Source organism: Pseudomonas sp. B8(2017) (assembly GCF_002113575.1).
GTDB lineage: Bacteria > Pseudomonadota > Gammaproteobacteria > Pseudomonadales > Pseudomonadaceae > Aquipseudomonas > Aquipseudomonas putida_Z.
In genome coordinates, this window is sequence record NZ_NEIO01000002.1 from 431810 (window position 1) to 448207 (window position 16398).

General features: G+C 64.5%; 18 protein-coding genes. 5 read left to right on the top strand and 13 right to left on the bottom strand.

Annotated elements, in window-relative coordinates; genetic code table 11:
• Nucleotides 1-14: 14 nt before the first annotated feature.
• The 3 genes from CAG22_RS05425 to CAG22_RS05435 form a co-directional block, all read right to left on the bottom strand.
• Nucleotides 15-1373, bottom strand: coding sequence for a DUF1329 domain-containing protein (locus tag CAG22_RS05425; RefSeq protein ID WP_025339000.1), 1359 nt, complete (start codon nt 1371-1373; stop codon nt 15-17).
• Between the two features lie 38 nt (nt 1374-1411).
• Nucleotides 1412-3367: a DUF1302 domain-containing protein gene (locus CAG22_RS05430; RefSeq protein WP_085704800.1), complete on the bottom strand. Its 1956-nt coding sequence runs from the start codon at nt 3365-3367 to the stop codon at nt 1412-1414.
• A 74-nt stretch (nt 3368-3441) separates the two neighbouring features.
• Nucleotides 3442-4020: an alpha/beta hydrolase gene (locus CAG22_RS05435; RefSeq protein ID WP_085704802.1), complete on the bottom strand. Its 579-nt coding sequence runs from the start codon at nt 4018-4020 to the stop codon at nt 3442-3444.
• Between the two features lie 207 nt (nt 4021-4227).
• On the opposite strand from CAG22_RS05435, the gene CAG22_RS05440 reads away from it, so the two are divergent.
• The gene (locus CAG22_RS05440; protein ID WP_075045146.1) at nt 4228-5286 is read left to right on the top strand and encodes an AraC family transcriptional regulator; all 1059 of its coding nucleotides are present in this window, start codon (nt 4228-4230) and stop codon (nt 5284-5286) included.
• Nucleotides 5287-5438: 152 nt separating this feature from the next.
• Here the strand turns inward: CAG22_RS05440 and CAG22_RS05445 are convergent, their stop codons facing one another.
• The 7 genes from CAG22_RS05445 to CAG22_RS05475 all read right to left on the bottom strand — a co-directional run bounded on the left by CAG22_RS05445 (nt 5439) and on the right by CAG22_RS05475 (nt 11869).
• A complete protein-coding gene (locus tag CAG22_RS05445) occupies nt 5439-6449 on the bottom strand; it encodes a YeiH family protein (RefSeq protein WP_085704804.1) in 1011 nt (336 codons plus the stop codon).
• Nucleotides 6446-6772, bottom strand: coding sequence for a Rieske 2Fe-2S domain-containing protein (locus tag CAG22_RS05450; RefSeq protein ID WP_013972534.1), 327 nt, complete (start codon nt 6770-6772; stop codon nt 6446-6448). Before CAG22_RS05450 ends, CAG22_RS05445 begins: the two co-directional genes overlap by 4 nt.
• A complete protein-coding gene (locus tag CAG22_RS05455) occupies nt 6769-7422 on the bottom strand; it encodes a DsbA family protein (protein WP_085692713.1) in 654 nt (217 codons plus the stop codon). Before CAG22_RS05455 ends, CAG22_RS05450 begins: the two co-directional genes overlap by 4 nt.
• A complete protein-coding gene (locus CAG22_RS05460; protein ID WP_085704806.1) occupies nt 7419-8732 on the bottom strand; it encodes an MFS transporter in 1314 nt (437 codons plus the stop codon). The genes CAG22_RS05455 and CAG22_RS05460 overlap by 4 nt, the downstream gene beginning before the upstream one ends.
• Before the next feature lie 187 nt (nt 8733-8919).
• Complete coding sequence (locus CAG22_RS05465; RefSeq protein WP_085704808.1) at nt 8920-9972, bottom strand: 3-keto-5-aminohexanoate cleavage protein; 1053 nt, start codon at nt 9970-9972, stop codon at nt 8920-8922.
• A 54-nt stretch (nt 9973-10026) separates the two neighbouring features.
• Nucleotides 10027-10875, bottom strand: a complete 849-nt coding sequence (locus CAG22_RS05470; protein ID WP_013972530.1) for a TauD/TfdA family dioxygenase — start codon at nt 10873-10875, stop codon at nt 10027-10029.
• Nucleotides 10876-10888: 13 nt separating this feature from the next.
• Nucleotides 10889-11869, bottom strand: coding sequence for a quinone oxidoreductase (locus CAG22_RS05475; protein ID WP_085704810.1), 981 nt, complete (start codon nt 11867-11869; stop codon nt 10889-10891).
• Nucleotides 11870-12098: 229 nt separating this feature from the next.
• Here CAG22_RS05475 and CAG22_RS05480 point away from each other — a divergent pair, with 229 nt between their 5' ends.
• Nucleotides 12099-12302 (top strand): hypothetical protein, encoded by a 204-nt coding sequence (locus CAG22_RS05480; protein ID WP_085591132.1) that lies wholly within the window; start codon nt 12099-12101, stop codon nt 12300-12302.
• 148 nt (nt 12303-12450) lie between these two features.
• Here the strand turns inward: CAG22_RS05480 and CAG22_RS05485 are convergent, their stop codons facing one another.
• On the bottom strand, nt 12451-12870 hold the full coding sequence (locus CAG22_RS05485; RefSeq protein ID WP_085704812.1) for a MerR family transcriptional regulator: 420 nt from the start codon (nt 12868-12870) through the stop codon (nt 12451-12453).
• 111 nt (nt 12871-12981) lie between these two features.
• Between CAG22_RS05485 and CAG22_RS05490 the strand changes: the two genes are divergently transcribed.
• Nucleotides 12982-14217 carry an NADH:flavin oxidoreductase/NADH oxidase family protein gene (locus CAG22_RS05490; RefSeq protein ID WP_085692709.1) on the top strand — a complete coding sequence of 412 codons (1236 nt, stop codon included), beginning with the start codon at nt 12982-12984 and terminating at the stop codon, nt 14215-14217.
• Between the two features lie 81 nt (nt 14218-14298).
• Nucleotides 14299-14655 (top strand): osmotically-inducible lipoprotein OsmE, encoded by a 357-nt coding sequence (osmE, locus tag CAG22_RS05495; RefSeq protein WP_025338987.1) that lies wholly within the window; start codon nt 14299-14301, stop codon nt 14653-14655.
• 1 nt (nt 14656) lies between these two features.
• Here the strand turns inward: osmE and CAG22_RS05500 are convergent, their stop codons facing one another.
• The gene (locus CAG22_RS05500) at nt 14657-15016 is read right to left on the bottom strand and encodes a hypothetical protein (protein ID WP_085704814.1); all 360 of its coding nucleotides are present in this window, start codon (nt 15014-15016) and stop codon (nt 14657-14659) included.
• Between the two features lie 135 nt (nt 15017-15151).
• On the opposite strand from CAG22_RS05500, the gene CAG22_RS05505 reads away from it, so the two are divergent.
• Nucleotides 15152-15352 carry a hypothetical protein gene (locus CAG22_RS05505; protein ID WP_025338985.1) on the top strand — a complete coding sequence of 67 codons (201 nt, stop codon included), beginning with the start codon at nt 15152-15154 and terminating at the stop codon, nt 15350-15352.
• Between the two features lie 448 nt (nt 15353-15800).
• Here the strand turns inward: CAG22_RS05505 and CAG22_RS05515 are convergent, their stop codons facing one another.
• Nucleotides 15801-16223 carry an anti-virulence regulator CigR family protein gene (locus tag CAG22_RS05515; RefSeq protein WP_015270222.1) on the bottom strand — a complete coding sequence of 141 codons (423 nt, stop codon included), beginning with the start codon at nt 16221-16223 and terminating at the stop codon, nt 15801-15803.
• Between the last annotated feature and the right edge of the window lie 175 nt (nt 16224-16398).

Sequence of the window (16398 nt, forward strand, 5' to 3'; positions counted from 1 at the left end):
TCTGCTGCGTGCGTTCAGCGAATGCCGTTGCCGGCCAGCGACTCAGGCGACCACTGGGTTTTCGACAGCGGGTCGATGTAGCGGATGCCGCCGTAGGCACCGACCACGCCATTGAGGTTGTAGGTGCCGCCGATCAGGTCGTAGATCATGAACGGCGTGGCGTCCGGGGTCTGCTTGTCATAGCTCTGGGTGAGGAAGGCGAACGAGCCGCGGTACAGCTGGCCACGGGCGTCGTACTGGTCCGAGGCCAGGGCGATCCAGCTGTCTTCGTCGAGGTAGAAGCGGCGCTTGTGGTAGATATGACGCGCACCGTCCTTGAGCTTGCCTTCCACCACCCACACCCGGTGCTTCTCCCAACGCACGAACTGCGGCGCCAGGTGGTTGGGGGTAATCACCTGCTTGACGTCGGTGTTGTAGGTCAACTGGTAGGTGTTGTACGGCACGTACATTTCCTGCTTGCCGACCAGGGTCCAGTCGTAGCGGTCCAGCGCACCGTTGAAGACGAACACATCATCGTAGGTACCCGAACCCGAGGTACCCGGGTTGGGCGTGTCGTAGGCCAGGTTCGGCGCCAGCTTGACCCGGCGCTGGCCCGGCAGGTACTGCCAGGCGCTGCGTGGTTGCACCAGCGGGTTGGCGGCATCGCGCAGCATCATCGCTTCGCCGGCACGGCGTGCGGGCCCGGTGTATACCAGCTTCATCTGGTAGTAGGTGTCCTTGGCACCGATCGGCTTGGTCATGTCTTCGTAGATCGGGTAGCTGATATTGGCCTGGCCGGTGGTCGACAGCGATGGCTTGCCAGCAGCGTCGACGTTCCACGAGTCGTACTTGGCAGTCATGCTCACGCCCTGATAGCGCAGCAGGAAGTTCCACATGGCCTCGGCGCCGTTCTGCGGAATGGGGAACGGGATGCCCGGCAGCACGTTGTCTACCGCAGTGCCGCCCTCCTTGCTGTTGGCGGCAGTGGCGTTCTTGCGGGTGTTGTCGAGTACCGCTTGCGGCAGCGCCACGCTACGGTGGGTCGGGTACACATCGACGCGGTAGCTGGGGTAGCGCTTGAGCAGTTCCAGGGTGGTGGCGGTCAGCTGGCCCTTGTACTGCTCGGCGTTCTTGCCATCGATCACCAGCAGCGGCTTGTCGCTGGCGAACGGGTCGGGGCGCATGCTGGCGCCGCTCTGGTAGCTGGCTGGCGGCGTCAGCAGGCCGCCCTGGTAGGCCGGGATCGAGCCATCGGCGTTGCCGGCCTTTTCCGCGCCGATGACGGTCAGGCTGGTGCCCAGACGCGCGGCCTGGTCAGTGGAAACGGCGGCCTGGGCAGCGTTCAGGGCGGCCAGTGACAGGCACGAGGCCAGCAGGGTACGTACGAAATTCATGATGGTTGTCTTCCTGTGTAGGCTGTAGGAAACATGACTCAGAAGGTCGTCTTGACGGTCAGGTACAGGGCGCCACGGTCCTCGGTGGTGGCACCACCGCCGGAGAAGGAGGCGTAGCCGCCGCCGTAGCAGGTGTAATCCTGTTCGCCGTCCAGGGCGTTGGGGGTGCTGCCGTCGGTCTGGCCGTCCTTGCAGGCCTTGGTCTCACCGAAACTGTCGACGTACTTGAGGTCGACGAAGTACTGGTTGTAGATCGCGGCGCTCACGCCCACCGCATAGTTGCCGGTGTTCTCGGCGCCACCGCCCTGCACCGGCGACACGCCGTCGAGGCCGACGTTGACCGACAGCGGCATGCTCAGGTCCATGCCTGGCAGCACCTGGTACCAGGTAGGGGTGAAGTTGACGGCGATGCCCCAGTTGTCGCGGGTGGCCTTGTCGATGCCGCGGTAGCTGCTCTTGCCCTTGTACAAGGCCTCGTTGTGGCTATCGAGCTTGAGCAGGTTGCTGTAGAACAGCTCGCCAAGCAGGGTTGCCGAATCGAACAGTGGCGTATCGCCAATGGTCATCAGGCCGTTCAAGGTCCAGTGCAAGGTGTCGCCGGTGGCGCTCAGGCCGTCGCCATCCTTGGGCACGTCGTAGATCACCCCGCTGCTGGGCAGGCGTGCCGGCAGCAGGCCGAAGCCGCCGCCCAGGCCACCCTGGCCGGGGGCGCTGACGATTGCCGGGATGCTCGCCAGCGGCATGTTGTGGCGGATGTTCAGGTCGCTGCCGACACTGATGCCGCCCACATCCTTGGACAGGCTCAGGCCATAGATGTCGATGTCGTCGGAGTAGGCGAACTGGTAGGTAGTGCTTTGCAGCGAGTTGTACAGGTTGCCGACTGCGCCTTGGCGGCTGCCCGGCGGGTTGCCGAACGGGCCATTGGCGACGGTCATACCGCGCGCGTCGAGCCAGGCCTGCGGGAGGATCTCGGAGGTCTTGCGGTAGTAGAAGCCGAGGGTGCCGCCCAGCCACTCGGGCGACCACTTGGCCATGATGCCCCAGTCGCCGCTCTTGCCCGGGTTCAGGTCATGGCCACGGCGGATGGTGGTCAGCGCGCCGCGCACCGGGATCAGCCCCGGGGTACCGGTGTGGCCGAGCAGGAAGCTTTGGGCGCCCTCGCCTACCACGTCCGAGCCGCCATAGTAGGTACCGGCTTCGGGCAGGCGGGCGGCGTCCCAGTCGAAGAAGTACTGGGCGCCCAGGGTCAGTTCGGAATTGACCAGGAACGAGGTCGACAGCTGGTTGCGCGGCACGAACAGCTCCTTGGCCTCGGTGCCCGGCGAGGCGGCCAGCTTGGCCAGGTCGAGGCCCGACTGGCCGTAGCTCAGCGAGTGCACCGGGTTGAGCAGGGTTTCACCCCAGAACAGGTTGTGCTGGCCCAGCTTGGCGCTGACCTGCGAAGCCTCGCCGACTTCACGGCTGAAGAACACGAAGGCATCCAGCACTTCACCGGACGGGCCGCTGTAGTAACGCTGGGCGTAGTTGCTCAGGTGCGGGCTGCCCAGCGGCACACCGGTGCCGGGCAGGCCATTGAGGCTGGGGTTGATGCCGGACTGGTCACCGTTGCCGTTGACGAACGGGTTGCTGTTGGAACCGGTGTTGTCATAGGCCTTGTCGTACCAGCTGGCGGTGCTGACGCGGAACCCGGTGTTGCCCTGGTAGACCACATCCAGTTCGGTCAGCAGGTCGACCCGGTTGGTGATGTTGGTGCCGGCCTTGCGGAAGTTGTAGTCACCGTCGTTGCTGTTGGGCGTGCCCAGCATGCGCTTGTCGGCGCTTTCGGTGCGTACGCCGTAGTTGTACTTGACGGTGTTGTCGAAGCGCACGGCCCAGTTTTCATTACCGGTATCGACTTCGAACGCCTGGGCGGCGGGCAGCGTGAGCAGGCCGATGGCGCAGGCGAGCAGGCAGCGCTGTGGTTTCACAGCACGGTGAATGCGGTCTTCTGGCATTACGATGGCTCCACGTATTGTTATTGTTTTTTTCGCCGCCCGTCTTTTGCGAGCGTGGCTGGGGCGTCCATGCGCTATTGCAGGTTGGGCTGGTCCAGTCGCTGGATGAACGCCTCGGCCTGCGGCCAGGGGCCGAAGCCGGAGGCCGGGTTGAGGTGGCCGACGGCCCCCAGTGCAACCAGTTCGCTACCCCAGCCTTGGGCCAGGGCGCTGGCTGCGGCAAAGCTGGCCAGGTGGTCGTTGCTGCTGGCCGCGACAATGCTGGGGAACGGCAGCGGCTGCTGGGGCAATGGCGACCAGCCGTGCTCGGCCAGGCTGGCCGGGCTTGGGTAGTGGACCGGCCATTGCGCGTTCAGGTCGGGCGGCGCCGCCAGCAATGCACCCTTGATCGGCCGCCGGTAGCGCGCCGCCCAGTGGGCGACCATCAGCACGCCAGCGCTGTGCGCCACCAGGATCACTTCACCATCGATCTGGTCCAGTTCGCGCTGGATCGCTTCGACCCGGGCTGTGCAGCTCAGGCCGTCGACCTGCAGCGGCGGTACGCTGCGCACCTTGGCCAGGCGGCCTGCGAGCAGGGTCTGCCAGTGTTCGGCGACATGGTCGCGCAGGCCGGGGACGATCAGCACGGTGGCAGTGGTTTGCAGTTTTTCCACGGTGAACCTCGTGTGCGGTGTAGCTCTTGAGGTTCACAGTAAACAGCCCACCCACCGGGTGCTTCACATTGGGCGTCAGGGGCTTTTCATTTGATGACAATGGCCAAGACAGGGCTTTGCTTTTCAATTCATGACACGCAGGCTATAAAACACAAAACGCATGTCGGCATACCCAACAACAAGAAACCGCATGGAAAACAACAAAAGATGCCTGCCCTAGTCCGTGCCGCCAGCTTGACCAATTACCTTGAGGTGTCCCGCCACCTGGGCCTCAATCCCCATGCACTGTTGGCACAGGTTGGCCTCAGCGCCGCGTTGCTCGATGACCCCAACCGGCGTATCCCGGTTGCCAGCGTCATCACCTTGCTGGAAGCCTCCGCCAGCGCCACCCGTTGCGAAAGCTTCGGCCTGCGCATGGCCGAGTTGCGGCAACTGTCGGACTTCGGCGAAATCAGCCTGCTGCTCAGCCACCAACGCACCCTGCGTGATGCGCTGCAGGTGATCGTACAGTACCGTCACCTGCTCAATGACGCCCTGGCCATTCATATCGAGGAAGCCGGCAAGACCGTGGTCATCCGTGAGGAGGTGATCAACGAACGCGCGCCCTGCAGCCGCCAAGCCACCGAGCTGGCGATCGGCGTGATGATGCGCCTGTGCGCGGCGCTGCTAGGTGCGCATTGGCACCCGATCAGCGCCAACTTCACCCACGCGCCTCCCGCCGACCTGGCCACCCACCGGCGCATTTTCGGCTGCACGCTGGTGTTCGGCAGCGAGTTCAACGGTATCGTCTGCCCGGCCGCCGACCTCGACAGCGCCAGCCCGCAGGCCAACGAGGCCATGGCGCGCCTGGCGCAGCGCTATCTGGACAGCCTGCCGGCGGGCGGCACGCCGTCCCTGGAGCTGGAGTTGCGCAAGACCATCTACCTGCTGCTGCCCATGGGCCGCGCCACCATCGAGCAGGTGGCACAGACCCAGGGCATGAACGTGCGCACCCTGCAGCGGCGCCTGGAAGAAAGCGGGTTGACCTTCAAGGACCTGATCAACAGCGTGCGCCGTGACCTGGTGATGCGCTACCTGGAAAACCCCGGCTATTCGCTGGGGCGTATCGCCGACATGCTGGGTTATTCGATGCCCAGCTCGTTCACCCGCTGGTTCATCGCCCAGTTCGGCATGCCGCCGGCCAGTTGGCGGGCACAGCGGGCTGGCCCATTGGGGCTGCCATGCAGCCCATCGCCGGCAAGCCAGCTCCCACCTCGACCGTATTGACCTCAAGCCATGCGCTATCCCTGTGGGAGCTGGCTTGCCGGCGATGAGGCCAGAACAGGTATGGTACAAACCCTCGACCCAGCGCGGGCCCTGTGGGAGCGGGCATGCCCGCGAAGCAGGCGCCGCGGAGTGTTGTCACCCACGGTCACCTTCTAAAGGCCCCAGTGCATCAACGCCAGCACCAAAAGCACAAGAAACACGCTCTCCCCCACCATCAGCGCAATGGGTTTCAACCCGACCGAAGCCAGCGCCTTGAGTTGGGTTTTCATGCCCAGGGCACTGATCGCCACCACCAGGCAGCCGCGCGACAGGTCGTTGATACCGGCTTGCACCGCGGTGGGTACCCAGCCTGTGCTGTTGACGCACGCCAGCAGCAGGAAGCCGACCGCGAACCATGGCAGCAAGGGCGGCCGCTGGCCACCGGCCTCGAGGCCCTGGCGCCGGGTGATCATGGCCGCGCAGACAATGACCGGCAACAGCATGGCCACCCGCATCAGCTTGACCACCGTGGCGATGTCGCCGGTCTCGGTAGACATGCTGTAGCCCGCCCCCACCACCTGCGCCACGTCGTGGATGGTCGCACCGAGGAAGACCCCGGCCTGCGCTGGGGACAGGTGCAGCCACTGGGCAATCATCGGGTAGAGGATCATCGCCAGGGTCGACAGCGCCGACACGCCGATCACGGTGAACAGCGTTGCATGCTCCTTGCGCGGGTGCTGTGGCAAGGCAGCTGCCAGCGCCAGCGCCGCCGAGGCACCGCAAATGGCCGTGGCACCGCCGGTGAGCATGCCGAACAGCCGTGAAAACCCCAGCACCTTGGCCACCACCACCGAGACCAGGATGGTCACCACCACCAGGGTCACGACCAGGGCCACGGGCTTCCAGCCCAGGCTGGCAATCTGGTCCAGGGTGATACGCATGCCAAGCAGCGCCACGCCCAGGCGCAGTACCGTGCGGGCGGTGAACTCGATACCGGCCTTGCAGGGGCCGTCGACCGCGAGAAAGTTCAGCGCCATCCCCAATAGCAAGGCAAACAGCATGACCGGGGCCGCGTAATGCTCACTGAGGAAACTGGCGGCCGCACCGACGATAAGGCTGACCACCACCCCCGGGGCAAGGGTACGGATACGCTGATGGGTAGCGCCAAGTGCCAGTGTATTCATTGCCCCGCCTCCTCACTGTCAAACACGATGTAGACCTGCCCGCCCTGCTGCTCGACCGGGTAGCTGGCAACCTTCAAGGCCCTGGAATTGACCAGATAGCCGCTGGCCAGGTCAAAACGCAGGCCATGCGCGCAGCACTGGATGACACGGCCTTCCAGCCGCCCGCCGCACAACGACGCGCCCTGGTGCGGGCAGCTGTCGTCAATGGCATAGAGCGAGTCGGCAACGTTGAACAGCGCCACGCTGCGCCCTTCGCAGGCCAACAGCACACGGCCGTCACGTTCCGGCACCTGATGGGGGGCCAATGCAATGCGCCGGGTCATGCCCTCTCAACCTCTTGCAGCGCTTCGGTCATGGCCGCATACAACACCTCGGCAGGCTGTGCACCCGCAACGAGCGGCCCCTGATTGAAACGGAAACGCGGCACGGCACTGCCAGCGCGCCCGGCCCCATCGAGGAACGGGCTGCCGTCGTCACGCAGGCAGTCGACCACCTGCGCGGTATCCAGCCCGCAACATTGGGCGATGTCGAGCAAGGTGCGGCTATCCCCCAGGTCGCGGCCCTGGTGGAAATAGGCGATGAACAGCTGCGCCAGCAAGGCTTCCAGTTGCGATGGTTCGAGCAACTGGGCAGCCCGTTGCAGCAGCCGATGGGCATTGCCGGTGTTGGGCATGCGGCGAATACGCGAGAAGTCGATGTCCTCGCCTACCACACGGGCAGCGGCGCGCACCTGGGCCTGGCGCTCGCGTACCGCCTCCTCGCTGCCCAGGCGTTGCAGATAGAAGGCATGGAACGGCACGCCACCGGCTGGCAAGCCAGGCAACAACTGCACACCTCGCCATTGCAGTTGTACCTGCACTTGCGGCTGTTCGCGCTGCAACAGCAACAGGGCGGCCTGCAGGTGCCGCTGGCCAATCAGGCACCACGGGCAGACGAAATCGAAGAACACTTCGACGGACAACAGCTGTTTCACGGTTTCAACTCCCGGTGTGCGGCAGCGTCGCCTGCCGGTGCATGCAGACGCTCCATGTCGCGGTGGTAATGACGTTTGGCGAGGAAAAACACCGCCGCCGCGCCGATGCTCATCAGCGGCACCAGCTGGAAGGCAGCATGCAGGCCGATCAGGTCGGAAACGCGCCCGGTGATCAGCGGCCCGGTGGCCAGGCCCAACAGGTTGTTGGCCAGGGTCAGGGTGGCAAACGCGGTGCCGTGCACCGAGGCGTGGGTGAGGTTGGCGACCATGGCACTGGACGGGCCGTTGGTGCCGGCGGCGATCATCATGCCCAGGCAGATCAGCACCAGTTGGGCGGTGCCGGCTGGCAGCGCGAAAGCGAGGGACAACAGCGCGCAACTGCCCAGGCAGTAGGCGATGGCCAGGCTGATCTTGCGGTCCGGGCGCTGCCGCCCGAGGCGGTCGCAGAGCATGGCGCAGAGGATCATGCCGATACCGCTGCACAGCACGATGACTGCCGCGATAGCCCCGGCGCGGTCTGTGCCCATGGCGTAATAGCGGTTCAGGTAGCTGGGCATCCACACGATCACGGTGCCGCCGACGAACAGCTGCAGCCCGCTGCCGACGTAGGCCGCGATGACCGAACGGCTGCTGTACAGGGTGCGCAACGGGCGGCCGGCCTTGCCTTGCGACTGCTGCGCGCATCGAGGCGCAATACGCGCCTCCTTGACGATCATCGGGTACAGCATCGCCAGCACCAGGCCGAACAGCGCCATGCCGGCGAATGCCCAACGCCAGCCCAGGTGCTGGGCCAGTACACCGCCCAGGGCCATGCCCAGCACCGAGCCGAACATGCCACCGGCCATGAACGCGCCGGCCAGGGTCGAGCGCATGTCGCGGGGGAACACGGCGACCACCACGGCGATGCCGACACTGCCGTAGGCCGCCTCGCCTACCCCGACCAGAAACCGCGCGATGAACATTTGCGGGTAGTTTTCCGCCAGGGCGCAGCCGAGGGTGGCCAGGCTCCACAGTACCGCCATCAGCACCAGGCTGCGCACCCGGCCGAAGCGGTCGGCCAGCAGCGATAGCGGGAAGGTCAGCAGGCCAACCATCAGCGCGACGATACCGCTGAGCAGGCCGAGCTGGCTGTCGCTCAATGCCCATTCGCCCTTGAGCAGCGGGAACACCGCGTTGAGCACCTGGCGCGACATGTAGTCGGAGATCAACAGGCCAAAGGTGAGAGCGAAGACCACCCAGGCATAGCGCCGGGGGACGCTGTGGGCGGTGTCGGTGCCGGAATCTTCGGCACTGGCGAGATAGGTGGCCATGTTGCCTCCTTGGGTGCGGGGCGTGAGGTTGTTCTTGTTGTTATGGTTACAGCCAACATTCATGTTGCTTTTGCGGGCCTCTTCGCGGGCTCGCCCGCTCCCACAGGGACAGCGTCGACCTTTGGGCCAGTGCCGCACCTGTGGGAGCGGGCATGCCCGCGAAGAGGCCGGGCCTGCCGTACTAGCATCAGCCGCGCTGCGGCACGCCCTTCACGCCCGGCTGGCGATTCGGCGCCATGCCGTTGGCCTCGAGGGTCTGCTCGATGCTGTCGTACTGCTGCCCGATGCGGTAAATGGCGCGTGCTTCCTTGCCGCTGGCAATCTCGCGGCCCAGCTCATGGGCCACACGCACGGTCTGCTGGATCTGCTGCACCGAGGTGAAGCGCTTGCCATGCTGGTCGATGATGGTGTCTTCGTTGCCGCAGCGTGGGTGCAGGCCCATGGCCAGGGCCATGGCGTTGAACGGCAGCACGTTCTTCAGCAACGATTCGGCGGTCAGGGTGCAACCGTCCGGCGCGCGGTGGATGAAGTTGAAGAAGTTGAACGGGTTGGGGCCGTCGAAACCGCCGCCAATGCCGATCCAGGTCAGGTTCAGCGGGCCCATGTAGTCACCACGGCGGACGATGCGCTCGAGCGTCTCCAGGGCATGCATGCCGGTCAGCTGGAAATGCGGCTGGATGTTGCTGGCCTGCAGGCGGCGCAGGTGCTCGCGGACCCAGGCCGGGCCGGCCGGCACGGTCATTTCACTATAGGCGGCATGAATCGCCGGGCTGGCCAGCGAGGTGCCTTCCAGGTACTCGGGGTACAGCAACTCCATGATGTTCATCTGCGTGGTGTTGATGGCGACGGTCACCTGGTCGGGGCGCGGCGTCAGCTCGGCGAGCATGTGCCGGGTGTCGTCCGACAGCCACTTGGCCGCCTCGCCTTCGCTTTCCGGGGCAAAGGAAATCGATCCGCCAACCTGGATGATCATGTCCGGCACCGCTTCGCGCACCCCGGCGATCAACTCGTTGAACTTGGACAGGCGCTTGGAGCCCTTGCCGTCCAGTTCGCGCACGTGCAGGTGCAGTACGGTGGCGCCTGCCTCGTAGCAGTCGACAGCCTTCTGCACCTGCTCGTCCATGGTCAGGGGAATGTCTTCAGGGAAGTCTTCAGGCATCCACTCCGGGCCATAGGGGGCCACGGTGATCACCACCTTTTCCATGTTTTCCGGGTGCAACGAATCGTCGAAGAATTGCATGCTGTAGTCCTCGCTATTGTTATTGTGCGGTTGCCGCCAGCGACGGCGACGAACTCAGAACGTGGGGCTGCCCTTGATCCCGGCGCGCTCCATCTTGCGGTGGCACGGCGGGTAGTCCATGACGGCGTAGTGCTGGGTGCTGCGGTTGTCCCAGATCGCCACGCTGTTGGGCTTCCAGCGCCAGCGCACCTGGTACTCCGGCAGGTAGGCCTGGCTGATCAGGTAACGCAGCAGGTCGCTGGCACCGGGGTTGGCGTCCTGCCCGAAGCGCACCCGCTGCGGGGTGTGGTAATTGCTGAAATGGGTGGTGAAGGCGTTGACGAACAGCACCTGCTCGCCGGTTTCCGGGTGGGTGCGCACCACCGGGTGCTCGGCATCGGGGAACTGCGCCTTCAGCGCCAGGCGCTTTTCCAGCGGCATGGCGGCGCCAAAGCTGGCCTCGATGCTGTGACGGGCGCGCAGGCCTTCGATCTTGGCCTTCACATCGCCTGGCAGGTTTTCATAGGCCAGCACCATGTTCGCCCACATCGTGTCGCCGCCCACGGGCGGGCATTCGATGCAGCGCAGCACACAGCCCATCGGCGGGGCCTCGCGCCAGGTGGCGTCGGTGTGCCAGGCATTTTCATAGCGGTCGTTGGGCTGGTCCGGGCGCTTGTAGATCTGTACCAGGCCCGGATGCTCCGGGTCGCTGCCGGCGACCGGGTGGTCCTCCAGGTCGCCGAAGCGGCGGGCGAACGCCACGTGTTCGGCGCGGCTGAAGTGCTGGTCGCGCAGGAACAGCACACGGTGCCGGAGCAACTGCGCGCGAAGCTGGGCGAACAGGTCGTCGTCGTGGATCGCGTCGGCCAGGTTGACCCCACTTACCTCGGCACCGATCGCGCAGGTCAGTTGTTCGATGTGCATGCTGTTGCCCTCTTCAGATGACGAAGATCGACGAGCCGGTGGTCTTGCGCGCTTCCAGGTCACGGTGGGCCTGGACGGCATCCTGCAGTGCGTAGTGCTGGTTGATCTCGATACGGATGCGCCCGCTGCCGACGTGATCGAACAGCTCGCCGGCCAGGTCGGCCTTTTCCGCCGGGTCGGCGATGAAGTCGGCCAGAGCCGGGCGGGTGAGCTGCAGCGAGCCCTTGATCGCCAGCAACTGCGGGTCGAACGGCGGGATGGTGCCTGACGCCGTGCCGACGCAAACCATCAGGCCGCGACGCTTGAGCGAATCGAGCGAGCCCATGAAGGTGGTCTTGCCAACGCTGTCGAACACCACGTTCACCCCTACCCCGTCGGTCAGCTCACGCACGCGCGTGGCAACGTCCTCGACGCTGTAGTTGATGACGTGGTTGCAGCCATGGGCGCGAGCCACTTCAGCCTTGGCTTCGGTGGACACCGTGCCGATCACGTTCAGCCCCAGCAGCTGCGCCCACTGCGCGACGATCAGGCCGACCCCGCCAGCGGCAGCATGCAGCAGCACGCTGTCGCCGGGTTTGAAGTCATGCAGCCGACGCAGCAGGTAGGCGGAGGTCAGGCCGCGCATGGTCATGGCGGCGGCGGTTTCGAAGGCGATGGTATCCGGCAGCTTGATCAGCGCGGCGGCAGGGATCAGGCGCTCGGTGCAATAAGCGCCCAGGGTGTTGAGGAAGCCGGTGTAGGTGACCCGGTCACCGACCGCCACCTGGGTCACGCCCTCGCCCAGCGCCTCGACCACGCCAGCCGCTTCCACGCCGATGCCATTGGGCAGCGGGATCGGGTAGGTGCCGTTGCGGAAATAGGTATCGGCGTAGTTCAGGCCCACCGCCACCTGGCGCAAGCGCACCTGCCCCGGGCCGGGCTCGCCGACCTCGGCGTCCTCGTAGCGCAGCACCTCGGGGCCACCGGTCTGATGGAAACGTACGACTTTGGACATGCTTGTCTCTCCAATCATCGATCTGGACGCATGGCGTCAGTTCTGGGTGATTGGACTGTATGCCCTTGGGGTGCGGGGTGCTTCGCATCGGACGACAGCGGGTTTTCATTTGATGACAGTACGTGCGTCGACCTGCCGATCAAGAAAACCGGGTTTTATTCATGAGTCTCCTTGATGGTTATCCATGGCCAGACTAATACTTAAGTCTCTGCCTGGGGAGGCACGAAAAATGCAACCAAGATTCGTTATCGTTCCCGCTGTGCCGATCGAAAAGGAGTCGTTCCGCGTGGGTAGCCGCTATTACGCCGCTACCGTTTGTGGGGGGTTCGACATTTACGATAACCAAGCGAAGGAGCGGCTCAAGCCCAGTTATCCAAGCAGGACGGATGCGCTGATGCAGTGCGAGCAGATGAACAAGCGCGATGTAGGCTGATCGCGCAAGCAATAGCCTTGCTCGATCCCTGTGGGAGCGGCCTTGTGTCGCGATGGGCTGCGTAGCGGCCCCGGCAATCTGTGCATCGACGCAAGATCCGGGGGCTGCTACGCAGCCCATCGCGACACAAGGCCGCTCCTACAGGGGGTTACGTGTTCGTGGCCTCGCCCTGCTGCCAACCGGCAATCAGGCGCTGGGCATTCTCCTCGCAATCCATCCCCTGCGGTTTGTTTTCCATGCCTGCAATAACCGCCAGCAACTGCGCGCGGTTGTGCGCCAGCCGCTGCTGCATCGCTTCGATCTCCGCCACCTTGCGCTTGAGGCTGCCCAGCAATAGATCATGCCCACCCGCCGCAGCCCCGGAGGCGTCGGTGAGTTTGCGCATTTCTTCCAGGCTGAACCCGGCCTGCTGGCCGCAGGTGATGATCTCCAGCGCCCGCACCACCTGCTCCGGGTAATCCCGGTAACCATTGCCCAGGCGCCGCGCAGTAATCAGTCCGCTGGCTTCGTAAAAGCGGATACGCGATGCACTAAGCCCCGTGCGTCGCGCCAGTTCACCAATTTTCATAGCGGCAGCATTCCCCTCTTGACCTTAAAGCTGACTTTAACCTTAGCCTTCTCCCGAACCTAGCCCACGCGCGCAAAAACCGATGCGTGGCAACCCTTTGCGGAGATCGCCATGACGCCGTTCCAGCCCCTGCACCTGCCCAATGGCAGTGTCATCCCAAACCGCATCGCCAAGGCGGCGATGGAGGAAAACCTGGCCAACCCGGACCAGACCCCTTCCGACCAGCTGCTGCGCCTTTACCAGGCTTGGGCCGAGGGCGGTGCCGGGCTGTTGCTGACCGGTAACGTGATGGTCGACCCTGGCGCCATGACCGGCCCGGGTGGCGTGATGCTCGATGCCAGCCAGCCACTGCAACGTTTTCGCGACTGGGCGCGCATCGGCCGCGCCCACGGCGCGCAGTTCTGGATGCAGATCAACCACCCGGGCCGGCAGATGCAGGCCAACCTCGGCCAGCCCACCGTGGCGCCTTCGGCCATTGCCCTGGACATGGGCGGTTTGTCCAAACTGTTCCCCCTGCCCAAGGCACTGGACGAAGCCGAGATCGGCGCGTTGATCCAGCGCTTCGCCCGCACTGCGGCGCTGGCTGAAGAAACTGGTTTCAGTGGCGTACAGATTCACGCTGCCCACGGTTACCTGCTGAGCCAGTTTCTTTCGCCACTGAGCAACCAGCGCCAGGATCGCTGGGGTGGCAGCCTGGAAAATCGCGCGCGGTTGCTGCTGGAGGTGGTCAAGGCCGTGCGCGAAGTGGTTTCGCCCGGTTTCGCCGTGGCAGTGAAACTGAATTCGGCGGATTTCCAGCGCGGCGGTTTCGAACCGGCGGATGCGCGCCAGGTAGTGCTGTGGCTGAATGAATTGCCGGTGGACCTGGTGGAGCTGTCGGGCGGCAGCTATGAGGCACCGGCGATGCAGGGTGATGCCCGCGATGGGCGCACCCTGGCTCGCGAGGCCTACTTCCTGGAGTTTGCCCGGGAAATCGCCGCCATCGCGAAGATGCCGGTGATGGTCACCGGTGGTATCCGGCGGTTGCCGGTGGTCGAGCAAGTGCTGGCCAGCGGTGTGGCCATGGCGGGGATTGCCACGGCGTTGGCAGTAGAGCCTGCCCTGCCCCGACGCTGGCAGAACGGCGAGCCGACGGCAACCGCCGAGCTGCAGCCCATTCGCTGGAAGCGCAAGGCATTTGCCGCACTGGCCTACATGGCCCTGGTGAAATTGCAGATGCGCCGCCTGGCGGCCGGCAGCCGGCCCAAGGCGCATGCGTCGCCCTTGCGCGCCTTGTTGCTGGAGCAAGGCTGCACGTTACTGCGGGTGCGGCAGTACAGGCGTATGATGAAAAGCCGAGCGGATTGATGGTGTGATCGCAGAGCCAGGGGTCGCACATTCGCGCGGGGTGCACCTGCCTTCATCGGCGTCCTCTACCGGAGCACTGCCATGAACAAACCCTTTCACGCGCTGATCCTTGCACTGGCAGCGCTTTCTGCCTGCTCGTCCAACTCCGCGCTGTACCACGACCAGCCGCTGGTGGCGAAAGTCGCCAACGGCATGAGCAGAGACCAGGTCATGCAGGTCGGCGGCAAGCCCGATGCCGAGACCGAACGCACCGTGGTGCCCGGTACCTGCTTCGACTACATGCTGACCAAGGCCGACAACCGGCAACCCTACAGCGTGAGTTTCGACGGCACCGGCAAAGTGGACAATACCGCTTTCATGACCTGCGCCGAGTGGAGCAATGCCCAGCGCAGGGCCCGCCTGCCCAGCATGGGCGGCTCTAGCGGATCGGGTTACTGAGTCAGTCCAGGCATTCCTTGGCAGCCTGGCGCAATTTGTCGCCAGACAGGAAGCTGCCTTTGTAGAAGGTCGCGCGGCTGCCCTCGCGGGAATCGACTACGTCCAGCACATCATCGGATGCCACGGCGCTGGGAGCCGTCAACCGGTAGCCGTGGGCGATCGATTTCTGCGTGGCCTGTGGCGCCAGCGCTTGCCACTTGGGCAGTACGCAGGCGGCATACTGCTGGGGCGATTTGTGGGTCAGTTTGCTGGCAGTGGGTTTGCCAGGGGTTGCGCAGCCGGCAAGGCCGGTGACCAGCACAGTAGCGAGAAAGATACGAAACGTAGACATTTGCAATTGGCCATCAAGGATACGCGGCATTTTAACGGGGGGTTGTATTGGCTTACCAATCAACCAAAGTCTCGCTGCACGGGCCGCAACTGATATTTCTGCCAGTGGCCTGGGTGAGTGAAGGCTGGGAAAGTGTATCTGCCAATAGCCTTCGGAGCACACACCATGCAAAGGAACACCAACAGAACGCAATTCTTCTATCAGAATGGAAAACTGATCACCCTGAGGGTTGGTGAACAAGGTCGCAGCATTTTCCGTACTACAGATGTGCCACTCGCCGAACTGCAAACGGAAGGCACGCACTCCAGCGGCTTGCTGGCCACGGACGATAAGGGTTCAGTACTGAACGTGCAGGAAAACACCTGATTCTGAGGAACAGGCGCTAACGAGAACACCTGCGTAGCCGGTATCAGCCACCGCGTAGCCTGCTTCGCGGGTGAACCCGCTCCCACAGGGACCCCATCAGCCGAAAGAACGCACCGTTCCTGTGGGAGCGGGCGTGCCCGCGAACACCGGCGCAGCCGGTGCCAGCCACCGCGTCGCCTGCTTCGCGGGCATGCCCGCTCCCACAAGGACCCCACCTGCCGAAGGAATGCGCTGTCCCTGTGGGAGCGGGCGTGCCCGAGAACACCGGCGCAGCCGGTGCCAGCCACCGCGTCGCCTGCTTCGCGGGTATGCCCGCTCCCACAAGGCCCCCACCTGCCGAAGGAATGCGCTGTCCCTGTGGGAGCGGGCGTGCCCGCGAACACCGGCGTAGCCGGTGCCAACCACCGCGTCGCCTGCCGGGGGCGCTCGCTGACACCTGCGCCTGACGTCAATCCAGCGCGCCGTTCAACACCTCGTAGATAATACCCGTAGCAACTGCCACCAGGATCAGGTCCGCACCCGCCTGCATCCATTCATAGCCATCGTAATGAGGCAGTTGCCCCAGCAGCCTGCCATCGAGCTTCTTGGCGATACCCGGCGGCAGCGGTTTGCCACGGGCCAGGTTCTTCTGAATGCCGGGGGGCAGCGCCGGCCCTGCGCTCCAGTAGCCACGGTGCCCGTCAAGAATGCCAAGCACATCGCCACGGTTTATCGACGGCCCACCATACGAGCCCCCGTGGCCTTGACCATGCTGGCCCTTGTCCTTGCCGTGGCCCTGCCCTTTACCATTACCCGGGTCGGCATAAGTGAGCGCCGGCCCCACTGCCAGCGCGATCGAGGTAGCGATAACAGCCCATCGACGCTTTGCCATAGCTGTTTCCTTACACCAGAGACGTCCCAGCACTGTAGACCAAAACCCGGTTCAGGGTGAAAGTCCCCAAACCCGGGTCAGGGCTTGGCACTCCGATAGAGCATGATGGCTGCCACATCGAGTGCCAACACGGCAACGGCGAAGAGAAACATGAAGTACAGATCTTCTGGAAACA